This is a genomic window from Runella rosea (assembly GCF_003325355.1).
GTDB lineage: Bacteria > Bacteroidota > Bacteroidia > Cytophagales > Spirosomataceae > Runella > Runella rosea.
Map to the genome: position 1 here is coordinate 485,330 of NZ_CP030850.1, position 19,514 is coordinate 504,843.

Here is a 19,514-nt window from a genome sequence, read left to right on the forward strand (position 1 = left end):
AAAATTATCAGACAACCGATATAAAACTAAGAAATGAAAACATTCACAAAAACGCTCGTTGTAGCTACTGCTATTTGTATGGTGTTAGCCTGCTCAAAAACAGAAACAACTCCCCTAACACCGGCAGCCACCAAATGCACGAACAGCACTATTTTAGACGCACTCCTGTCAGGTAAGCAGATGTATCTCTTGACAACAGTTGCTAAAACGCAGGTTTTGCTCAATTTGAAAGATAAAAAAGGGAAGGCAAGGGCGTTTGGTGTTGGTGTTAATCCTGTATTGTATGAATGGGATATTCAAATTTCTGCCGTTAGTGAAACTCAGGTGAAATTACAGGCAGGTGACATTATTGCCATTCGAGGAATTTTTGTTGCCGGAATCTATTTACCCGATTCATTCTTTTTTAAGGATAATAACTGTAAGATAACGGGAGAAACTTCAGATGGGCAAACTGTATACAATAACCCTATCATTTACGAAGATGTTACCAATAGCAAAGACTTGGCGGCTATTTTAGATAAATATCTTTGGTAGATAATTTAAGGCAAAGCAGGGTTTTTGGTTTTTCTGCGAGAATGTATCTCGTCAAGTTAATGTGGGCAGAGACTCTGAGAAGAAAAGACCCATTTTTATTTATCTATTTCCAGTTGACTACCAACACCGATGATAGTCAAAACTCTTCGTTGGCCAATCACCGCGTTACCATACTGGGACTCAAGCCAACGGCCATTGCCCGGCCCGAAGATGGAAATATAGTGCCTGAACTTGATAATGATTTTTAAACCCGAACATAAAATCATGAAAAAACGAACTTACTTCTTCCTACTATGTATATCACTCGGTATGGCGCATTTGTCACTTGCCCAAAACCCGCAGATGGTCAAAGACATCAATGCGGTGGCAGCGGGGCTGACCGGTAGTAGCCAAAGTCCGGTGAGCATGGGCTCATACCTCTACTTTGTACGCAATGATTCTCAACTCTGGAAAACCGATGGCACCGCAGCGGGTACGGTTCTGGTCAAACATATAAGTTCTTTGAATACTTTAGCCGCTATTCAGAGCCTTACCAGAGTAGGGACAACGCTTTTTTTTACGTTCAATGATGGCGTGTATGGCATCGAACTATGGAAAAGCGACGGTACGACCGCAGGTACGGTCATGGTTAAGGATATTTATGCAGGTAGTATGAGTTCTCAACCATACGACTTGATAGCCTACGATGGACAATTGGTGTTTTCGGCCACCACCGCCACGCAGGGGCGTGAACTTTGGAAAAGCGATGGCACGGCGGCAGGTACGGTCATTATCAAAAATATCAACCCCGGCGCAGCTAACTCCGGTTCTATTGGTGCTTATGATTTTACTATTGTACAGGGTATGCTTTATTTTAGGGCTGACAATGGCACCAACGGGGCTGAACTTTGGAAAAGTGATGGGACTACTGCCGGAACGGTCATGGTCAAAGACATTAGGATGGGCAGTGAGGCATCTTCTCCATCTTCTCTCACCAATGTCGCTTCTTTTACCGTCAACGATGGGGTTTTATTTTTTGTGGCCAATGATGGGACCAATGGCTATGAACTTTGGAAAAGCGATGGCACGGCGGCGGGTACGGTGATGGTCAAAAATATTAGCTCGGATCCTGAACAACGTTTGATTTCAAAGCTTTCGAATTTGGACGGAACGGTCTATTTTGCCGCCGATGATGGCTCGCATGGTACAGAATTGTGGAAAAGCGATGGTACGGCCGCCACTACCGTATTGGTGAAAGATATTCGCCCTGGGGCAAGGGGTGGGCTTGAGAATAGCCCCAGTATTTACACAGAACTTCGGGTGGTAGGTACGACAACGCTCTATTTTGCCGCTGATGATGGCACCAACGGCTATGAACTTTGGAAAACCAACGGGACTTCTGCCAGTACCGTCATGGTCAAAGACATCAACACGGGAGGCAGTGGCGAACCTTCCAATTTGATTTCCATTGGCACTACCCTGTATTTTAAAGCGGATGATGGCACCAATGGCATTGAGTTTTGGAAAAGCAGCGGTACATCGGCCAATACAACAATGGTCAAAGACATCAATCCTGCCGGAAGTAGCTATCCTTATTTTTTTATCAATTTGGCCGGTACGTTGTTGTTTTTAGCCACTGAGGGCGCAAATGGGGCTGAGTTGTGGAAAAGCGATGGCACAGCGGGGGGGACGTCCAAAATTGTATTAAGCGGTTGGACGATTGGGGGGCTCTATAATCTCACTACTGTCCTGACACCCGTCAATAATACCCTTTTTTTTGTTGCCAATGATGGCATCAATGGGGCTGAACTCTGGAAAAGCGACGGTACGGCGGCGGGAACAAGTATGGTCAAGGATATTTATGTGGGGAGTGCAGGCTCTACCCCTGCTTCATTAATTAATGTCAATGGCGTGTTATTTTTCACGGCCAACAACGGAGCCGATGGACGCGAATTGTGGAAAAGCGATGGAACCACGGCTGGCACAGTGCTGGTCAGAAACATACTGCCCAGTGATAGTGATTACGGTCCAGTGTCACTTTTCAATTTCAACGGCACCTTGTTTTTTAGTGCCGATGATGGTGTCAACGGGAAAGAACTATGGAAGTCGGACGGGACAACGGTCGGGACTGTCTTGGTCAAAGACATCAATTCAGGTATTAACGGCAGTAATCCAAATCATTTTGTCATTTTTCAGGGGCAGCTTTTTTTTAGTGCTGCTTTGGGCCTTTGGAAAACCAACGGCACCACCGCAGGGACTGTCAAAATCAGCGATTGGCCCAACCCACCGGCCGAGCTTACCGCCGTAGGCAACACCCTCTATTTTCGGGTAGACGACGGGGTGTCGGGCGCTGAACTTTGGAAATATTCCAGCGTTATTCCCCAAATGGTCAAAGACATCCAAACGGGCGGCAACTCTTCATATCCCAATAACCTAATCAATTTCAATGGTACCCTTTTTTTTGCGGCTGATGATGGGGGCAATGGATTAGAAATGTGGAAAAGTGATGGCTCAGTGTTGGGGACGAGCATGGTCAAAAACATTAATTCGAGTTATAATGTATTTTTCTATTTTGCCTTTACGGTAGTCAACGGTACGTTGATGTTTACCACCGAAGATGAAACCAACGGTCGAGAACTTTGGAAAACAGATGGCACGGCCGCCGGTACTGTACTGGTGAAAGATATTAATATCGGAGATGCCTTTTCTAATCCGGGGTTCTTATTAAACTTTAACGGAACGCTTTACTTCACCGCAACCGATGGCTATCACGGCACAGAACTCTGGAAAAGTGACGGCACCAATGTGGGTACCGTTATGCTAGCCGATATTAACCCTAATAATAGCAATGGGCTTTACAATAGCAGTCTGGCCATGATGAACGGCAATCTGTACTTTATTGCCAACGATGATGTGCATGGATTTGAACTATGGCGTCTGTGCGACTTCACCCGCACACCCACTGGCATCCTTTCTTCCGATCAAAAAGCATCCGAAACCGTCATAACGGTCAGCGGCAGTGCCAATACCATCCCCAACGGCGCTAATGTCGAGTATGGAGCAGGAAAATACGTACAGCTTAATCCTGGATTTAGCACCCAACTAGGGGCCGTTTTTAAGGCGCAATCAGGCGGTTGCAACTAAATATTTCATCGGGAGCAGCATTAAAAAAGCGGCAACCACGAAGGTTGGCTCAAAAATACAACCAATGCCCTTTCCAGCCCTGCTTTCGGTTAAATTCCAAGGCAGGGGCGGGAACTTTAAGGGTGTTGAGCAAGAAAAAAAGCGTTTTGAGGCCCTTATGGCGGGTGGGAATACGACGAAAATCAATATCTAATGAGAGATAATACTGCCGATAGGGGTCATAACCCAAGGATTGGCTCTTCTCTACCTCGGCCCCGACCATGTTGTGAATCCCGTATCCGAGCGATACACTGAGCCATTTGGGAATCTTTGAATGCGGGGCAAATGAGGCCAGATTGATCGAGAACCAATAGGTTTGACCGTTGTAATCCTTGAGCCATTGTTCACTAAAATTTCGCCCCAAAAGTTCAGGACGAACCTTGGCGAGGGGAGTGGGGGAGAAGGAAAATTTGGGCGTAATGCGCTCTTCGCCCCAGAGGGCGTACTGTCCCAAGTACAACGATGGTCCCATGACATTGGCCACCATATCGCTCGGCGAAAACCCGTAGGTTGGGTATTGAAAACCGTCTAATAGCTCAATGGGGGTCAGGAACAAAAAGCCAGAAAGTGCCCCGTACAAAGCCGCTTGGCGGTTGGTAATTCCAGTGTTTTTGTAAACCGCCGCCGTGTGCCGGCAAATCTGGTAGGCCGTAAAAAAGTGCCCTACTTTATCAAATTGCTTCCACTCGTGAAAGTCGTCTTTGACGCTGAAATTCGTAAAGGGCGTTTTGTACCATGCCTTACTTAATCCATAAATAGACGCAGAATATGCCACCGATTCGCCCGCCAGAAGCCACCGCAACGCCCGATAATTGGGCCGAAGGGAGTCAGATTGGGCTTGGCAAGTGACAAATGATGAATGCAGAATGATGAATGACAAATAAAAAAAAAGAGCTTTTGTCGTGCTGAAGCCACCTAAACGACTAGGCAAAGGTGGTGAATAGACCCTCTTAGGGTGACAAAAATCGCTTAATAACTTCCCTGATATTTCCGTGTTCCCCATTCCAACGTCGCCAAAAGTAATAACAAGAAAAACAACCACTTATTTTGAATCAATTCCGACAAATCTTCCGTGCTGTCGAGGCGGTCAACGGATTTATTTTTGAGCAAATAGTCTTTCAGTTGCTCAATCTGGTTTGCTTTCACAAATTGGCCACTCGACTGTTGGGCCAGTGCGCGTAGCATTCCGTAGTCAGCAGTGTTGGTTAATGATTCCAGCGCCAAATCTCGCACAATAAACTGACCCGTTACGCTTTCGATTTTGTTGTTTAGGCTCGTAGTTGCCTTGAATTGATGTACTCCCTGCTGGAGGCCGCTTAGCTCAAAACGCGAATTTCCTTCCCCGTTGGTGTAAGTGTAAGGCTGCACTTTGCCTTTTTCGTCCGTGATTTCTAGGCGGATGCTTTGCCCGTAGATTTTTTCGTAAATGTCGTTGTAAACTTCCGTCTCAAAAGTCACTTTATCGCCCACGTTGTATTCATTGGCCAACGGATACACGCGGAACTTACGTTTGTCTTCTTTGACCGAAATCAGTTGAATCACTTTTTGCAATAGTTCATCCACAGCTTCTTGCTTGTCGGTAAGGGCGTATTCTTCGAGGCGCCATTGCCAGATTCCTTCGCCCGCCAATACAGCGGATTTTCGAGCACCACCAGTGTTCAAAATCAACAAAGGTTTGTTGGTGCGAAGATTGCCAACGTTTTGAAACAGAATCGTTTCACTGCCGGGCATCAGGCGGTATTCTCCAAAAGGAACCGTCAAAGGTGGCATTTTTTCCAAAATGCTGAGTTTGTCGGCATCCAAGTTCAGCAGTTTAAAATTGGGGTTAAAACGACCCGATACTTTGTCAATTTGGCCTGGATTGGAGACAACCGTAACGGCAGAATTGAGTTGACTCACTTTCGAGGTGTTGGATTGTGAGCCTAAAATGAAGAAAACAGGGGTATTGTCGCGTTGCAGATAGCGTTGCACAATGTCGCCGCCAATGTTAAATAAATCAGGCAACTGATGAAGGATAATCAAATCGTATTTCTTTTCGGGAAAGGTCTCTGCGGCGGGATTCACCCCAAATATCTTGACATCCACTTCATAGTTTAAGTTTTTCTCAAGAATCGTACGTATGGCTTTGATGTCTGGGTGAGTGGCCAAAGCAAGCATCAATACTTTTTCTTTTCCATCGATGATGTCAATATAAACATCGCGGTGATTATTACGGGTGGTAAATTCACCCTTGAGTGATTCTACGTCAAGGGTATAGTGCTGCACCCCTTTTTGGGTAGAAGATGTTTGAAACGTAACCTGTTTGAAATCTTCTTTTTGGCCGAATGCAATGCGTTGTGTGCTGATGGTGCTGCCGTTTTGGCGCAACGAGATGGTGGCCGTTTGTCCCTGAAACCCACTCGCTACGATGTCGGCCTGAATCGGGAATTGGTTGCCCAAATACGCAATTTTATTGGCCGAAACGGCTTTGATACTTACATCCCGCTTGGGGAGGGTATCGCCCACGCCAATGCTGTGAATCCGAAACGGATAGGTGCCGTAGGTGGGTGCAAGGCCCTGATTACTAATGCCATCGGTTAGCAATACCACGTCGGTCAGATTGCGTCCTTCATAGTTGGTTTTGGCATTGTTCAATAAATCCGAGAGATTGGTGGTAGTTCGGTCAAATTTCAGTTTGGGAAGTTCATCCTGATAATTTTCGCTGTTGAGTGTTTGAACGGCTACTTCAAGTCCCTCATCCGCCAACGCCTCCCGTAGCGTAGCCAAGGCCGAGAGTGTTTTGGGGCCGTCGTTTGCCATTGATTCGGAGTTGTCAATCGCAATCACCACTTTGGGCTTATCCACGAGCGTTTGGATGCTACGTAGGAGTGGATTCAATAATAAAAAGGCAATGATACTGACAAGTGCTCCCCGCAAAATGGCCAATCCAGTGTTGAGAAGTTTACTCCATACGGGCTTGGGTTGGTAAAGAAAAAACGCGTAGGCTGCGCCTAACAACAAGCAAAATCCAATGTACCACGGGGAAGTTTGAAAGATAATCTCGGTTAAAAGCATTTGTATGGTGTTTGTCTGGTGGGGTCGTCAGTCAAAAGTCTTTGGCCATCGGTAATGGGCCGTAATTTATATTAAAGCTTAATTTACAGTGTTTTACATTGACGGTCGACGATTGACTAACGACGCCAACTTACATGACCATACCGCCGTCTACTTGCAATACTTGTCCAGTAATGTACTTAGACAAATCTGATGCCAAAAATACGACACAGTCGGCTACTTCTTCGGGTTGACCGCCGCGTTTGAGCGGAATATTTTGTTTCCATTCCTCAATCGCTTTTTCGTTCAGCTCACCCGTCATTTCGGTTTCGATAAAACCTGGGGCAATGGCGTTAGAACGAATATTTCGTGAACCAAGTTCTTTGGCTACTGATTTTGTAAATCCAATGATACCTGCTTTTGAGGCGGCGTAGTTGGCCTGTCCAGCGTTGCCTGTCAAACCAACCACCGACGTAAGATTAATGATGGAGCCGCTACGCGCTTTCATCATGACGCGGGTTACGGCTTTGGTCAAATTAAAAACAGACTTTAAGTTAACGCGAATTACTTCATCCCATTGTTCTTCGGTCATGCGCATTAACAAACCGTCCCGCGTGATGCCCGCGTTATTTACCACAATGTCAACCGTTCCGAAGTCGGCTACTACCTGCGTTATGAGGTCTTCGGCCGATTTGAAATCGGACGCATCAGAGCGGTAACCTTTGATTTTGGTGCCGAATTGTTGGAGTTCTTCCTCCAACGCCTGACCTTTTTCAACGCTTGATAAGTACGTAAATGCTACCTGTGCGCCTTCCTGGGCAAACCGAGTGGCAATGGCTTTGCCGATTCCACGGGATGCGCCCGTTACGATAGCTACTTTGTTTTGTAAAAGAGACATTATAAATGGATGATTTGTGATTAGTGTTTGGTGATTTGTGATTAGTGTTTGGTGAAACGAGCCACCAGCCACCATTCACAAACCACTATTTTGGAAATACATTGGCTTCTACAATCTCACACATGATGTGGCCGAGCAAGATATGACATTCCTGAATACGCGGGGTATCTTTGGAAGGAATATTCACCAAAAAAGTACTTACTTCTTTCATTTTTCCCCCGCTTTCGCCCGTCATGCCTACCGTTATCATGCCGAGTTTATTGGCGGCTTCAAGGGCTTTTACGACATTGGTTGAATTGCCAGAGGTTGAAATTCCGACCAACACATCGCCTTCTTTTCCCATCGCTTCGATCATTCTTGAATAAATCACATCGTAGCTATAATCATTGCCCACGGCCGTTACGTACGACGAGTTGACGTGGAGCGCTTCTGAATACAACGGTGGACGGTCGTAATAAAAACGACCGCTAAACTCAGCCGCTAAGTGTTGGGCGTCGGCAGCACTGCCGCCGTTGCCGCAAAAAAGTACTTTTTTGCCGTTTTTAAAGGCCGTAGTCATGGCTTCGGCCACGGAGCCAACGGTATCAAGGAGGGTTTGGTCGGCAAGGACACGATTTTTGGTATCAATAGAAGCTTGTACGATGGATTGAATGTTAATCATTAAAATGGTTGTTTAATCATGGGGACAAAAATAGTAAAAAAGGTTGTTTTATGGTGGATTTGGGCAATTTCAGGAGGATTTTGAACTTAGCTAGGGTTGGCCAGACGGCTGATTCGGACCGACGGCTCCTTTAATTTTTCAATCTCCCTGATTACTTCCACAATTCCCCTGAGGGGTATCTTAACCCACGAGGGGCGATAACTGATTTCATATCCTAATTCATACACGGCTTTTTCCAACAGAAAAAACAGCAGTAAAAAGTTTATTTCGTGCTGACTGTTAAAAAGCGGATGCGGCCACCCAAAAGCCTCCAAGTAGGCTTCAAAATACGTTTCACGCATGAGTTTGTACCAACGGTCGGATACAATTTGAAGTTTCTCGGACGAAATGTCTTTGGTTTCGTGGCTTTCAAACAACTTTGCGCTGACCGCATAATGGTAACTGCGTATCATACCCGCAACATCCTTAAATGGACTATGCTTAATTTTTCGCTCGGCAATGGTGGCTTCAGGTTCTCCCTCAAAATCAATGATGATAAAGTCGCCGTCTTGGGTAAGAACCTGTCCCAAATGGTAGTCACCGTGAATCCGAATACGCAGCGAGTCCAACGGACGAGTGAGCATTTCTTTGGCAAAATCATCGATTAATTCACGGGCTTCCATAAAAATCCACGCTAATCGTTGTGTAGGCTCGTCGAGTTTTTGATAATTGTCAATCAGCAGCGCGTAACGGCGGTCGAGCAAGTCGGTAAGGCGATGAAGTAAAAATGCGCGGTAGGTATCATCAAAGGCTTCAGGCGCAAAGGCATCATCAGCTCCTGGCGCAAACAGCCCCAAGTGCATTTCGCCCGTACGTTTTCCGAGCAGGGTTACCTGTTCAAATACCCATTCTTTGATGCCAAACATGCCGTTTGGAACGCCGTACATAAAATCATTGAGAAAATCGCCCGTCAACATCCAATTGTCTTTGTCGGCGCGGATGGCCTGTTGCATCATACCCAAGGTGATGTCGGGCTGCCCAGTCCGTTGCCAAGTAAGACTGCCTGCGTAGGCTGGAATGTTTTTAAAGTCGGAATGTTGGGTCAAAAAACTCACCATTTCCACTTCGGGGTTGGTTTGGTCGAAGAGCTTGCGGTAGAGTTTTAAAAAATATTTGCCGCCAAACAGCATGGCGGAATTGCTCGAATCGACGGGCAAAACGTGGCTTTCAATGTTTTCTGGCGTGTCGGAATCAGATAGCCCTTTGCCTTTTATGGACGCAAGAAACGAAGACTGGTCGGCGGAGGAGGGGAGGGTGGTTGCGTTGAAAATATTGGCAAACAACTCTTTTCTAAATTGAACGTCATAAATGGCGTCTATCCATTGAGACGTCTCGGTTTTTTCGATGACTCCTTTTTCGGGAATATCCATGTCGAGTGAAACCTCTGTAAACGGCAATTGATACAACTCTGAAGGCCCCTCGTGGTACGAAACTTCTACAATCAAAATCAAAAATTCGCCAAAAGTCAGCGTATGTTGAATACGGAAATCTTTCTGTGAGCGAGCTTTCCCCGCAAACCAGCGACTTGCATTAAAATAACTCGGGAAAACGTTGGTTTCTAGGTGATTAATGAGAGCGTTGTTTACGTTGGTCATAGCGGGTTTAGCGGTTTATCATAATAGGTTGTTGGTTCAAACAAGCACAGAATAGAGGAGTAATATCTCGTAATGTATCTTTAAATATATTATTAGAAATTGTCACTTTCTGGTCAATCTACTCAAAAATTGCACATTTTGGTGTATTTGTAGGAACAAAAGCCGACAATTATACTGGTTATTTTTCTTTTGTACATTTTAACCTAAAAAAAACACGAGACAATGTCCCGTGTTAGGTATGAACGGTAACTACTTCAGCGTCCCGACGTGTAAGTGTGAATCGTGCTGAGTGCTGTGATAAATGCGAATCGTTGCTTTCTGAAAGTCTTTTTCATCGGCCTCGGGAATAGACATAAACTTCTGAGGGTTACGGTCCACCAATGGAAACCATGAACTCTGAATTTGAACCATGATTTTGTGCCCTTTTTTGAAAGTATGCAGCACATCGGGCATCCGTACTTTCACATCCGTGACTTGGTTTGGCACAAACGGTTCTGGTTTCTCAAAACTGTTACGGAATTTGCCGCGCAGTACTTCCGCCCGGACTAAGCGCTGATAGCCCGCCATGGTTAGGTTTTTGGGGTTGGGCGATGGATTGGGGGCCTCGTCGGGCAACACATCAATGAGTTTTACGATAAAATCGGCATCGGTGCCCGTGGTTGAAGCAAAGAAATGCGCCGTCATTGGCCCCGCCAAGGTTACATCTTCCGTAAGTAGTTCAGTCTCATAAGTAATAACATCGGGCCGGCGCGATGCAAAGCGCTGATCTTCAACCATGTATTGGTTGTTGCGTCGGGCAAAAATACCGTCAGTGTACGGCACAGGTTTGGCGGGGTCGCTTACGTATTCGTCAAAACCGTCCTTTTCGGTGGTTTCATTCCAAGATAATTTGCCGTTGGCCTGAAAATGCAACTCTTTCTTCTCGCTGTCTTTTGGGGGCCAAGTTTCAAAGGTTTTCCATTCGTTGGTTGAGGTGTTAAACATAGTGGCTTCGGCGGCATTCCATTGGCCCTTGTCTTTGAGGTAAAAATTGAAAAATTTAAGTTCCAATTCTTCCTGAAAAAACTTGGCCGTGTTTGTGCCAAAATTCAGCGTTCCAAACTCATTCCATTCTGGCCGCGACCAAGCGCCGTGCGTCCACGGGCCCATCACCAGTTGGTTTTTATTGGTAGGGGTTTGTTTTTCAATGGCTTCGTAGGTGCGCAAGGCACCAAATAAATCTTCGGCATCAAACCAGCCGCCTACTACCAGCGTAGCGGGTTTGATGTTTTTGAGGGCTGGGCGAATGTTGCGCGATTTCCAGTAGTCATCGTAGGTTTCGTGCTGGAGGTATTCGTTCCAGATTCGGCCTTTGTTGTTAAAGTATTTTTCACCGTTGGCATTTTTGAGCGGGCCCAATTTCAGGAAGAAATCGTAGGCGTCCTTGCTGCGGTTGTTGAAAATACCGTTGTACGTTGGAACAGGTTTGTCGGGTTGAGCGTCAAAATAACTCAAAAAGTTAAAATTGTCGAGCAAGAAAAAAGCGCCGTTGTGGCGGGCATCGTCGCCCACAAATTCGTCCGTTACGGGGGCTTGCGGCGAAACGGCTTTGATGGCGGGGTGAGCGTCGGGCAGGGCCGCCGAAGCATAAAAGCCTGGGTAGGAGATACCTGTAATGCCGACGCGACCGTTGTTTTGCGGAATGTTTTTCAATAACCATTCTACGGTGTCGTAGGTATCGGTGCTTTCGTCGGTATCTTGCGGCGTCTTTTTTGTGAATTTATGCGGGGTCATTTCTTCAAATTTCCCTTCGCTCATGTAGCGCCCGCGTACGTCTTGGGTGACAAATATGTACTTTTCTTCCGATAACAATTTGCTCGGCCCAGGGCCGTTTCCAGTATAATTACCCTCGCCGTACGGACCTGCCGAGTAGGGGGTGCGTTCTATCAGAATAGGATAGTTTTGGCTCTTGTCTTTGGGGATATAAATGATGGTGTAAAGCTTAATGCCGTCGCGCATGGTGATTTGGCGGTCCCATTTCTCATAATTGTCTTTGACAAAATTTGGGGTTTGAGCATGGCTTTGATGCGCACAAAAGAGCAAGATTAAAAGGGGTAGGAATGCTTTCATAGAGTATTTTCGATGACTATTAATGTTTTGACAAAAGTAGAATAAAATTAAAAAGTTCGAACAGGAATTTAATCTTAAAACCATGAACGCACAGTCACGCCGCCGAACATTTCTAAAAGCACTGGCCGGTGCTTCAATCGCGGCTATTCCAAGTACGGGTGAGGCCTCGCTTTTGCCACTCAAAAGCAAGCGACTCAAAACTAGCTTGAATGCTTACTCATTCAATGCTCCGCTGATGAATAAAATGATGAGTTTGGACGAGCTGATTGACTTCTGCGCGGGCGTTGGTTTTGATGGTTTGGATATCACGGGTTATTATTTTGAAGGCTATCCCACTGTTCCGTCCGATGCCACCATTTATCACGTAAAACGCCAATCTTTTCGGAAAGGCTTGGAAATCAGCGGCACAGGCGTGAGGAATGACTTTACGATTGCCGACAAAGAAAAACGCAAAAAAGAGGTACAACTTGTAAAAAATTGGATAGAAGTAGCCGCCAAATTGGGCGCACCAGTGTTGCGGATTTTTGCAGGAACCCAAAAAAACGAAGGGGTTCCGCGCGAGCAAATTACCGATTGGATGTTGAAAGACATTGAAACCTGTGTTGAGTACGGCAAACAAAATGGCGTAATCATCGGCCTGCAAAACCATTTTGATTTCGTTCAGACTGCCGACCACGTGATTCCATTTTTTGAAACGATTAAATCGGAGTGGTTTGGGCTGATTCTGGATACGGGCAGTTATCGCATCGGCGACCCTTATAAGGAAATCGAACGAACCATCAAATACGCCGTTAACTGGCAGTTGAAAGAGAAGATATTTGTGGAAGGAAAAGAAATAGATACGGATTTGGAACGGGTCATTAATCTCATCAAACTGTCCGATTATCAGGGCTATGTACCCATTGAAACCCTCGGAGCGGGCGACCCAAAAGTGAAGGTAGAGGCATTGTTGGCGAAAGTAAAAAAGTACCTTTAATGTTACTTTGGCTTTCTAACCCAAAACAAAGGAGAAAATAATTGTATTAATTTAATAAAAAACTGCCATATTTCATTAATATTGGCATATAGTATTGGATTCATCTGTGTTTTGTCATAAAATAATGGTACCTTTGCGGGTCTTTTAGAAGACAAGCTGATTGTGAATAGTTTTTCGTTAGTAACAACACTTTCAACCTATTCGATTAGCTATCAACAGTTAACAAACAACTCAAATGCAAAGCATCCGCAACATTGCCATCATTGCGCACGTTGACCACGGTAAAACCACATTGGTGGACAAGTTCATCCACTATTCAAAACTGTTTAGAGAGAATCAACAGTTTGACGATCTCATTTTGGACAACAATGACCTCGAACGTGAACGAGGAATTACAATTGTCTCTAAAAACGTATCAGTACGCTACAAAGACGTAAAAATCAACATTATTGATACCCCAGGCCACTCCGACTTTGGAGGAGAGGTAGAGCGTGTACTTAAAATGGCTGACGGTGTCGTCATTCTGGTAGATGCCTTTGAAGGGCCTATGCCGCAGACCCGTTTTGTGTTAGGTAAAGCCTTACAGTTAGGATTGAAAGTAGTATTGGTGGTCAATAAAGTAGATAAACCAAACTGCCGCCCCGACGAAGTACACGAGGCGGTATTTGACCTGATGTTTAACCTCGAAGCCAACGACGTACAACTTGATTTTCCTACCGTTTTCGGCTCGTCGAAACAAGGATGGATGGGGCCTGATTGGCAAAAACCAACCACCGATATTTCGTATTTATTGGACGTAATCGTTGAACATATCCCACCAGCTCCCAATAACGAAGGCGATCCGCAAATGCAGATTACTTCATTGGATTACAGTTCTTTTGTAGGACGTATTGCCATCGGTCGCGTACACCGTGGTACATTCAAAGAAGGTGCTCAATTGGGTCTTTGCAAGTCAGACGGCACGGTAAAACGCGCTCGTGTCAAAGAATTGCAGGTATTTGAAGGCTTGGGCAGACAAAAAGTAACGGAAGTTTCATCGGGTGATATTTGTGCCGTAACGGGTTTGGAAGATTTCGAAATTGGTGATACCATCACGCTTTTCGAAAATCCTGAACCGCTACCGCGTATTTCGGTAGACGAGCCAACGATGAACATGTTGTTTACCATCAATAACTCACCGTTTTTTGGCAAAGAAGGCAAATTTGTGACTTCTCGCCACTTGCGTGAGCGTTTGTTTAAAGAAATGGAAAAAAACCTTGCCTTACGCGTTGAATCAATGGGTAGCGAGGATAAATTTATGGTGTTCGGCCGTGGTATTCTTCACTTGTCGGTGTTGATTGAAACCATGCGTCGCGAAGGTTACGAATTGCAGGTAGGTCAGCCACAGGTGATTTTCAAAGAAGGCGACAAAGGCGAACGCCTTGAGCCAATCGAAATTCTCGTGGTAGATGTTCCTGAAGAATCAGCTGGTAAAGTAATTGAATTGGTTACCCAACGTAAAGGTGACCTACTCGTGATGGAGCCACGCGGCGATTTGCAACACTTGGAGTTCAATATTCCTTCACGCGGTTTGATTGGGTTGCGTTCCAACGTCTTGACTGCCACGCAGGGTGAAGCAGTACTGTCGCACCGTTTTAAGGCCTACGAGCCCCACAAAGGCACGATTCCGGGACGTATCAACGGTTCAATTATTTCTAAAGGAACTGGAGTAGCTACCCCTTACGCCTTAGACCGTTTGCAAGAGCGTGGAAGATTCTTTGTGGATCCAGGTGAAGAATTATACATGGGAATGGTAATCGGTGAGCATAGCCGCCCAGGAGATATTGTAGTAAACTTGCAGGAAACCAAGAAGTTGACCAACATGCGGGCTTCAGGTACGGACGACAACGTGCGTATTGCGCCTAAAATCAACTTTTCGTTGGAAGAATCAATGGAATATATCCAAAAGGATGAATATTTGGAAGTAACGCCGCAAACGCTTCGTATTCGGAAAATATACTTAGACGAAAACGAACGCAAGCGCAATTCAAAAGAAATGGAAATGGCGTAAAAAGTGGGCAGTTTGCAGTAGGCAGTCAACAATTCTTTGTGAAATTACTGCCCACTGCCTACTGCAAACTATTAATTTTTCGGGCAGTCGCAGGCGTTGCGTTTGCGGAAAATGCCCCCCAAAAAACCTTTACGTTGCCGATTACGCTTGCGTTTTCGGTACGACGATTGCTCAGAAGCGGCCTCAACGGTCGCTTTTTTGTTTGTAACTACTTTGACTTCCGCCGCAGAGGCTTCAAACTGCAAAAAGCTGATACACAACAGCAGCAAAATACTTTTTTTCATGGGTATGAATTTTAAGGACGAATTCGGTTGGAAGCGGCGAAAGTATGAAAAAAAACGATGTTCTACCAACGACCCCGTCCGCGCCCGCGATGACCATAATTACGGCTGTCGTAACGTGGGCGTTGCGAATAACGCGGCGGATTGACGTATACACGAGGGCGAACCACTACCGGTGGCGGCACAACCCGTACGTAAGGGCGAGGAGCGTAGTAACGAGAGCCGTAATAACCTCGGTCGTATCCGCCTCGATACCCACCACCTGAATAAAAACAGCTGCTCATGATTGCACTGAGCGCCAATACGGTTACAAAAAGTGTTATGCGCGATTTCATAGCTTGTCAGCGTTTAATGGTACTACTTTTATATAACGTTTTATCTGCCTTTTTTGTCTAAGACAACTCAAAAAGTGTTTACCACTATGGGGTTAAGGATTATTATATGGCTTTAGATAGCGAGTTGTAATTTTTTATTGGTCATATTTTACGGTTTTTAGCTAAAAAAATGTGATTCCATCGTTACTTTTGTAAGCAACCTCAACCTAACTTTGAAAAAATGAAACGCTCTCTCTTTTTAATGATTTTTATTGGGTTTAGCCTACATTCACTGAACGCTCAAACCACAACCGCTGCCCAAGCCGCCAATGATTTCTACAAGTGGTATCTGACCAAAGGAGTCAATTTAGGATGGCGAAAGGTGGTAAAACACCCTGATTTAACCCCTTCTTTCCAAAAACGCTTGACGAACTTTTTTAGGAAGCTGGAAAAAAACAACGAAGGCGGTTATGACCCGATTCTTCAGGCGCAGGATTTTGAAGAAAAATTTTTACTGAAACCTGTTTCTCAATCACCCACAAAAGCAATATTTAATTTTTGGATGTTTGGCCAAAAAGCGGCGGTTGTTACTTTAGTTAACAGTAATAACAAATGGATGATTGATGCGATTCAGGGGGTATAACCCAGAATATATTTTTCACTGAGAACCGCTACTGGGAGTTTGATTATTTAGCCAATCGCGGCAAAAAAAGCCTCTAATTTTTCGGGGTCCAACTGTCCATTGGTACGTACACTGCTACAAAGGTCTAATCCAAACGGCTGTACGGTTTCAATGGCTTCTTTTACGTTTTCGGCTTTGATACCTCCTGCTAAAAAGAGCGGAATGGGGATGGTTTCGCGTATTTTGCGGCTGAGTGCCCAATTGTGAACCCTTCCTGTTCCCCCCAATTCCTTGATTTGCAGGTTTGGATTTCCGCTGTCCAATAGAATGGCATCCACAAATTCGGCTACTTGAACGGCCTCTTCTATCGTCTTTTCATCAATTACGTGGATGACCTGCACGAGTTTAACGCCTGGCAGTGCCTCACGGATTTGGTGATAGGTGCCTTCAGAAAGCGCATCTACAATCTGAATAGTACTCGTATGAACTCGCTGATGGTGGGCAATAATGGCTTCAGGATTGGTCTCGCTTGTAAGCAAAAAAGTAGAAACGGGCGGCGGAACCGCCTTGGCAATTTGCGCAATCAGCTCGTCTGATATTATTCCAGGGCCGCTGGGCATATTTCCCACTAAACCCAAAGCGGCTGCCCCAGCTTCGATGACCAGCTTGGCTTCCATCAGGCTGCTGATGCAGCAGATTTTGACGCGTGGTTTCATAGTTAAAACGTTACTTTCAACATCAATTTCTCCGCTCCCCGTTGAACTTCAGCTTCAACGGTTTGCCCTTTTTCGTATTTCCCCAGTGCCCCCATATAATCATAAATGGTATTAAGTGTGTAATTGCCCAGTCGTAAAATAAGGTCGCCTCCTTTGATGCCAGCGGTTTCTCCAGGTCGATTTTTAGAAACGCCGTCAACTTTAATGCCTGGGCCGTTGAATGAGTAATCCAACAACAACCCCATCGTTACTTTAAAACTGGCATTGCGGGCCATTGGCATCGCGGTTTCGCGGTATTCGAGGCGGCCAGGAAGTTTGTCCAATTCATTGAGGATTCCAGTCACGGCATTCAAAATTTGGGATTCGCCCGCAAAATTGATGAGTGCGATGTCGTCGCTGGGTCGGTGGTAGTCAGAATGAACGCCTGTAAAGAAAAATAGTACTGGGATTTTTTTTGTATAAAACGAAGTATGGTCCGAAGCTCCTGCCCCCGAAGAGTCGATTTTAAACGCCATCTTTTCGCGTTGCATCACTGGCGGAATCACCTGTCCCCACGTTGGGCTGGTACCCCAGCCGCCAACGGTAATCGGTTTGGTGGGATCAAAACGACCAATCATGTCAAAATTAAGCATACAATTTACCTTCGTGAGGTCAATGGTAGGGTTATTGGCGTAAAATTTTGAGCCTAACAGTCCCAATTCTTCGGCAGAAAAACAAATAAAAAGAAAATTATGATTTTCCTTAACGCCGTTTTTAGCGTAATACCGTGCCAATTCCAACACCCCTGCTACGCCAGAGGCGTTGTCGTCGGCACCATTGTGGATTTTTCCTTTGGCATCTTGGTCGAGCGAACCCCGCTGATAGCCTTCGCCCAAATGGTCGTAGTGCGCCCCGATCACAATGGTGCGCTCGGCACCGTTGTCTAGATACCCTACTACATTGCGGGCGTCTAGTACATGTACTGTGTCAAGATTGGCCTTGAAGGGTTGTTCAAAACCATTGATCCCTTTGGGTTGTAAGCCTAGGTCGTTAAAGAAGGTTGCAATGTATTGCGCTGCTTTTTGTTCGTCTTTGGTGCCAGTTCCCCGTCCTTTCAATTCATCGGAAGCGAGGTAGGAGATATGTTTTTCAATATTTTTTGGACTGATGGTACTTGATTGTCCAAAAGAATAAATGCTGATGAGGACGAAAAGAAAGACAATGGACTGTTTCATATAATATTGGTTTTAGCAGGCTTGGTCGCGTTAATTTTCAATGGTTTCTTTGATAAATAGGTTACGATTAGGATACGCAAAGGTAGCGCCGTGTTCGTGCACTATTTCAATGATTTTGAAGTTAATTTCCTCTCTGGTTTCCATAAATACGCGCCAAATAGAGCTATGGACGTGGTAAATCACCAAAATATCTAACGAATTTTCGGCGAGGGTTTCGAGACGCACCATCGGTATTTTTGAATTGGTCAGATAATTGCTTTCTAAATGGAGACGAATGTCCTTCACGATTTGGGCGATGGTTTCGGGAGGGGTGTTGAACGACAAACGAACGTAGTATTTGGCGCGGCGATAGCTTCGTTGGGTAACGTTTTCGAGGGCTTGGGTGGTCATGAGCCGGTTGGGAACCGTAATCAAACTCCCATCATCGGAACGGACGCGGGTACTACGAAACCCAATCTGCTCAATCTCGCCCGAAATTTTGTCCAACACGATGGAGTCGCCAATTACAAAGGGCCGTTCAAGCATAATCGCGACCGAAGCGATTAAGTTTTCAAGGGTTTCGCGGGCGGCCAACGCAATGACCAATCCCCCGATTCCTAGACTGGTAATGAGCGCCCAGACGTTGACTTCATACACTTTGTGAAGAATGACAAAAAAACTGGTCAAGGTCCACAGAATGATGGCAATGTCTTTGAAAAACGGAACGAGTTGATCATCAAGGGGGGTGGGTGTTGTGGCGGCTTTTTGCTTAAATATCAACGCGGCAAATTTTATGATACGAATGCCTAACCAGCCAATCGCCGCACCTAGCAGGGTAAAAAATAAGTTCTGAATGAGTACTAACCCGCCGAATTTTTTGGAGGTCATCCAATCCCATTGTTTAGGGACAACCAAGTGACTGAAGGCGAGGTATATCATGCCTAGCGTAATGAGCAATTCAAAAGGACGGCGGGTGAGGCGAACAAACTCGGCCAAGGGAATATCCCCCGATTCATTTTTGATAAATCGGTAAATGGTACGACTAATGGTAAATGATAGTCCGCGTCTGATGAGGATACTTAAACCAATGATTCCCCCAAACCAAAGTAAGTCTCGGATGGGATTGTCTAAAATTGTATAGTTAAGCCACTTTGATACTATTTCCATGGTGACTGTCGGTTTTTTACTGCAAAACAACAATTTTGTGTCGTGAAAGTAAAAGGTTATGTGTTATAAGGTAAAAAGTTGGGATAAAATATTCTGTTTGTTCACTAGCTTATTGCTAAATAACTAAGGCAATTTTGCTTTTGTCTTTTCAATTTCTAACCTTT

The 19,514-nt window shown here is 45.3% G+C and carries 17 protein-coding genes; 6 read left to right on the forward strand and 11 right to left on the reverse strand.

Annotated elements, in window-relative coordinates:
• The first annotated feature begins 33 nt into the window (after nucleotides 1–33).
• From DR864_RS02250 to DR864_RS02260, 3 genes are all read left to right on the forward strand, one after another.
• Nucleotides 34–534: a hypothetical protein gene (locus DR864_RS02250; protein WP_162793518.1), complete on the forward strand. Its 501-nt coding sequence runs from the start codon at nucleotides 34–36 to the stop codon at nucleotides 532–534.
• 113 nt (nucleotides 535–647) lie between these two features.
• A complete protein-coding gene (locus DR864_RS30340; protein WP_262510931.1) occupies nucleotides 648–782 on the forward strand; it encodes a hypothetical protein in 135 nt (44 codons plus the stop codon).
• A gap of 16 nt (nucleotides 783–798) precedes the next feature.
• Nucleotides 799–3,657 (forward strand): ELWxxDGT repeat protein, encoded by a 2,859-nt coding sequence (locus tag DR864_RS02260; protein ID WP_205319185.1) that lies wholly within the window; start codon nucleotides 799–801, stop codon nucleotides 3,655–3,657.
• Between the two features lie 49 nt (nucleotides 3,658–3,706).
• Here the strand turns inward: DR864_RS02260 and DR864_RS02265 are convergent, their stop codons facing one another.
• The 6 genes from DR864_RS02265 to DR864_RS02290 form a co-directional block, all read right to left on the reverse strand.
• Nucleotides 3,707–4,576 (reverse strand): DUF2279 domain-containing protein, encoded by an 870-nt coding sequence (locus tag DR864_RS02265; RefSeq protein ID WP_229599500.1) that lies wholly within the window; start codon nucleotides 4,574–4,576, stop codon nucleotides 3,707–3,709.
• 89 nt (nucleotides 4,577–4,665) lie between these two features.
• On the reverse strand, nucleotides 4,666–6,750 hold the full coding sequence (locus DR864_RS02270) for a vWA domain-containing protein (protein WP_114065421.1): 2,085 nt from the start codon (nucleotides 6,748–6,750) through the stop codon (nucleotides 4,666–4,668).
• Nucleotides 6,751–6,880: 130 nt separating this feature from the next.
• Entirely contained in the window at nucleotides 6,881–7,627 is a 747-nt protein-coding gene (gene fabG, locus DR864_RS02275) for a 3-oxoacyl-[acyl-carrier-protein] reductase (RefSeq protein ID WP_114065422.1), read from the reverse strand.
• 85 nt (nucleotides 7,628–7,712) lie between these two features.
• Entirely contained in the window at nucleotides 7,713–8,288 is a 576-nt protein-coding gene (locus DR864_RS02280) for a D-sedoheptulose-7-phosphate isomerase (RefSeq protein WP_114065423.1), read from the reverse strand.
• Between the two features lie 86 nt (nucleotides 8,289–8,374).
• Nucleotides 8,375–9,922 (reverse strand): maltokinase N-terminal cap-like domain-containing protein, encoded by a 1,548-nt coding sequence (locus DR864_RS02285; RefSeq protein WP_114065424.1) that lies wholly within the window; start codon nucleotides 9,920–9,922, stop codon nucleotides 8,375–8,377.
• Between the two features lie 249 nt (nucleotides 9,923–10,171).
• Nucleotides 10,172–12,031 carry a CocE/NonD family hydrolase gene (locus DR864_RS02290; protein WP_114065425.1) on the reverse strand — a complete coding sequence of 620 codons (1,860 nt, stop codon included), beginning with the start codon at nucleotides 12,029–12,031 and terminating at the stop codon, nucleotides 10,172–10,174.
• Nucleotides 12,032–12,113: 82 nt separating this feature from the next.
• On the opposite strand from DR864_RS02290, the gene DR864_RS02295 reads away from it, so the two are divergent.
• Both DR864_RS02295 and typA read left to right on the forward strand, forming a co-directional pair.
• Nucleotides 12,114–13,007: a sugar phosphate isomerase/epimerase family protein gene (locus DR864_RS02295; RefSeq protein ID WP_114065426.1), complete on the forward strand. Its 894-nt coding sequence runs from the start codon at nucleotides 12,114–12,116 to the stop codon at nucleotides 13,005–13,007.
• 235 nt (nucleotides 13,008–13,242) lie between these two features.
• Nucleotides 13,243–15,057 carry a translational GTPase TypA gene (gene typA / locus DR864_RS02300; RefSeq protein ID WP_114065427.1) on the forward strand — a complete coding sequence of 605 codons (1,815 nt, stop codon included), beginning with the start codon at nucleotides 13,243–13,245 and terminating at the stop codon, nucleotides 15,055–15,057.
• 71 nt (nucleotides 15,058–15,128) lie between these two features.
• On the opposite strand, the gene DR864_RS02305 is transcribed toward typA, so the two are convergent.
• Together DR864_RS02305 and DR864_RS29730 are read right to left on the reverse strand one after the other, a co-directional pair.
• A complete protein-coding gene (locus DR864_RS02305) occupies nucleotides 15,129–15,341 on the reverse strand; it encodes a hypothetical protein (protein ID WP_114065428.1) in 213 nt (70 codons plus the stop codon).
• A 62-nt stretch (nucleotides 15,342–15,403) separates the two neighbouring features.
• On the reverse strand, nucleotides 15,404–15,673 hold the full coding sequence (locus tag DR864_RS29730) for a hypothetical protein (protein WP_162793519.1): 270 nt from the start codon (nucleotides 15,671–15,673) through the stop codon (nucleotides 15,404–15,406).
• 220 nt (nucleotides 15,674–15,893) lie between these two features.
• Here DR864_RS29730 and DR864_RS02310 point away from each other — a divergent pair, with 220 nt between their 5' ends.
• Nucleotides 15,894–16,295 (forward strand): YqhG/Tai3 family protein, encoded by a 402-nt coding sequence (locus DR864_RS02310; protein ID WP_114065429.1) that lies wholly within the window; start codon nucleotides 15,894–15,896, stop codon nucleotides 16,293–16,295.
• 47 nt (nucleotides 16,296–16,342) lie between these two features.
• Here the strand turns inward: DR864_RS02310 and DR864_RS02315 are convergent, their stop codons facing one another.
• The 3 genes from DR864_RS02315 to DR864_RS02325 are packed head-to-tail and all read right to left on the reverse strand — an operon-like array spanning nucleotide 16,343 to nucleotide 19,350.
• Complete coding sequence (locus DR864_RS02315; protein WP_114065430.1) at nucleotides 16,343–16,990, reverse strand: phosphoribosylanthranilate isomerase; 648 nt, start codon at nucleotides 16,988–16,990, stop codon at nucleotides 16,343–16,345.
• 2 nt (nucleotides 16,991–16,992) lie between these two features.
• Complete coding sequence (locus DR864_RS02320) at nucleotides 16,993–18,204, reverse strand: M20/M25/M40 family metallo-hydrolase (RefSeq protein ID WP_114065431.1); 1,212 nt, start codon at nucleotides 18,202–18,204, stop codon at nucleotides 16,993–16,995.
• A gap of 30 nt (nucleotides 18,205–18,234) precedes the next feature.
• Nucleotides 18,235–19,350: a mechanosensitive ion channel family protein gene (locus DR864_RS02325; RefSeq protein WP_114065432.1), complete on the reverse strand. Its 1,116-nt coding sequence runs from the start codon at nucleotides 19,348–19,350 to the stop codon at nucleotides 18,235–18,237.
• Between the last annotated feature and the right edge of the window lie 164 nt (nucleotides 19,351–19,514).

Coding starts and splice junctions, on each gene's coding strand:
- DR864_RS02290 (WP_114065425.1), bottom strand. CDS start 12,031: ATGAAAGCATTCCTACCCCTTTTAATCTTGCTCTTTTGTGCGCATCAA.
- DR864_RS02305 (WP_114065428.1), bottom strand. CDS start 15,341: ATGAAAAAAAGTATTTTGCTGCTGTTGTGTATCAGCTTTTTGCAGTTT.
- DR864_RS29730 (WP_162793519.1), bottom strand. CDS start 15,673: ATGAAATCGCGCATAACACTTTTTGTAACCGTATTGGCGCTCAGTGCA.
- DR864_RS02320 (WP_114065431.1), bottom strand. CDS start 18,204: ATGAAACAGTCCATTGTCTTTCTTTTCGTCCTCATCAGCATTTATTCT.
- DR864_RS02250 (WP_162793518.1), top strand. CDS start 34: ATGAAAACATTCACAAAAACGCTCGTTGTAGCTACTGCTATTTGTATG.
- DR864_RS02310 (WP_114065429.1), top strand. CDS start 15,894: ATGAAACGCTCTCTCTTTTTAATGATTTTTATTGGGTTTAGCCTACAT.
- DR864_RS02280 (WP_114065423.1), bottom strand. CDS start 8,288: ATGATTAACATTCAATCCATCGTACAAGCTTCTATTGATACCAAAAAT.
- DR864_RS02270 (WP_114065421.1), bottom strand. CDS start 6,750: ATGCTTTTAACCGAGATTATCTTTCAAACTTCCCCGTGGTACATTGGA.
- DR864_RS02295 (WP_114065426.1), top strand. CDS start 12,114: ATGAACGCACAGTCACGCCGCCGAACATTTCTAAAAGCACTGGCCGGT.
- DR864_RS02315 (WP_114065430.1), bottom strand. CDS start 16,990: ATGAAACCACGCGTCAAAATCTGCTGCATCAGCAGCCTGATGGAAGCC.
- fabG (WP_114065422.1), bottom strand. CDS start 7,627: ATGTCTCTTTTACAAAACAAAGTAGCTATCGTAACGGGCGCATCCCGT.
- DR864_RS02260 (WP_205319185.1), top strand. CDS start 799: ATGAAAAAACGAACTTACTTCTTCCTACTATGTATATCACTCGGTATG.
- DR864_RS02285 (WP_114065424.1), bottom strand. CDS start 9,922: ATGACCAACGTAAACAACGCTCTCATTAATCACCTAGAAACCAACGTT.
- DR864_RS02325 (WP_114065432.1), bottom strand. CDS start 19,350: ATGGAAATAGTATCAAAGTGGCTTAACTATACAATTTTAGACAATCCC.
- typA (WP_114065427.1), top strand. CDS start 13,243: ATGCAAAGCATCCGCAACATTGCCATCATTGCGCACGTTGACCACGGT.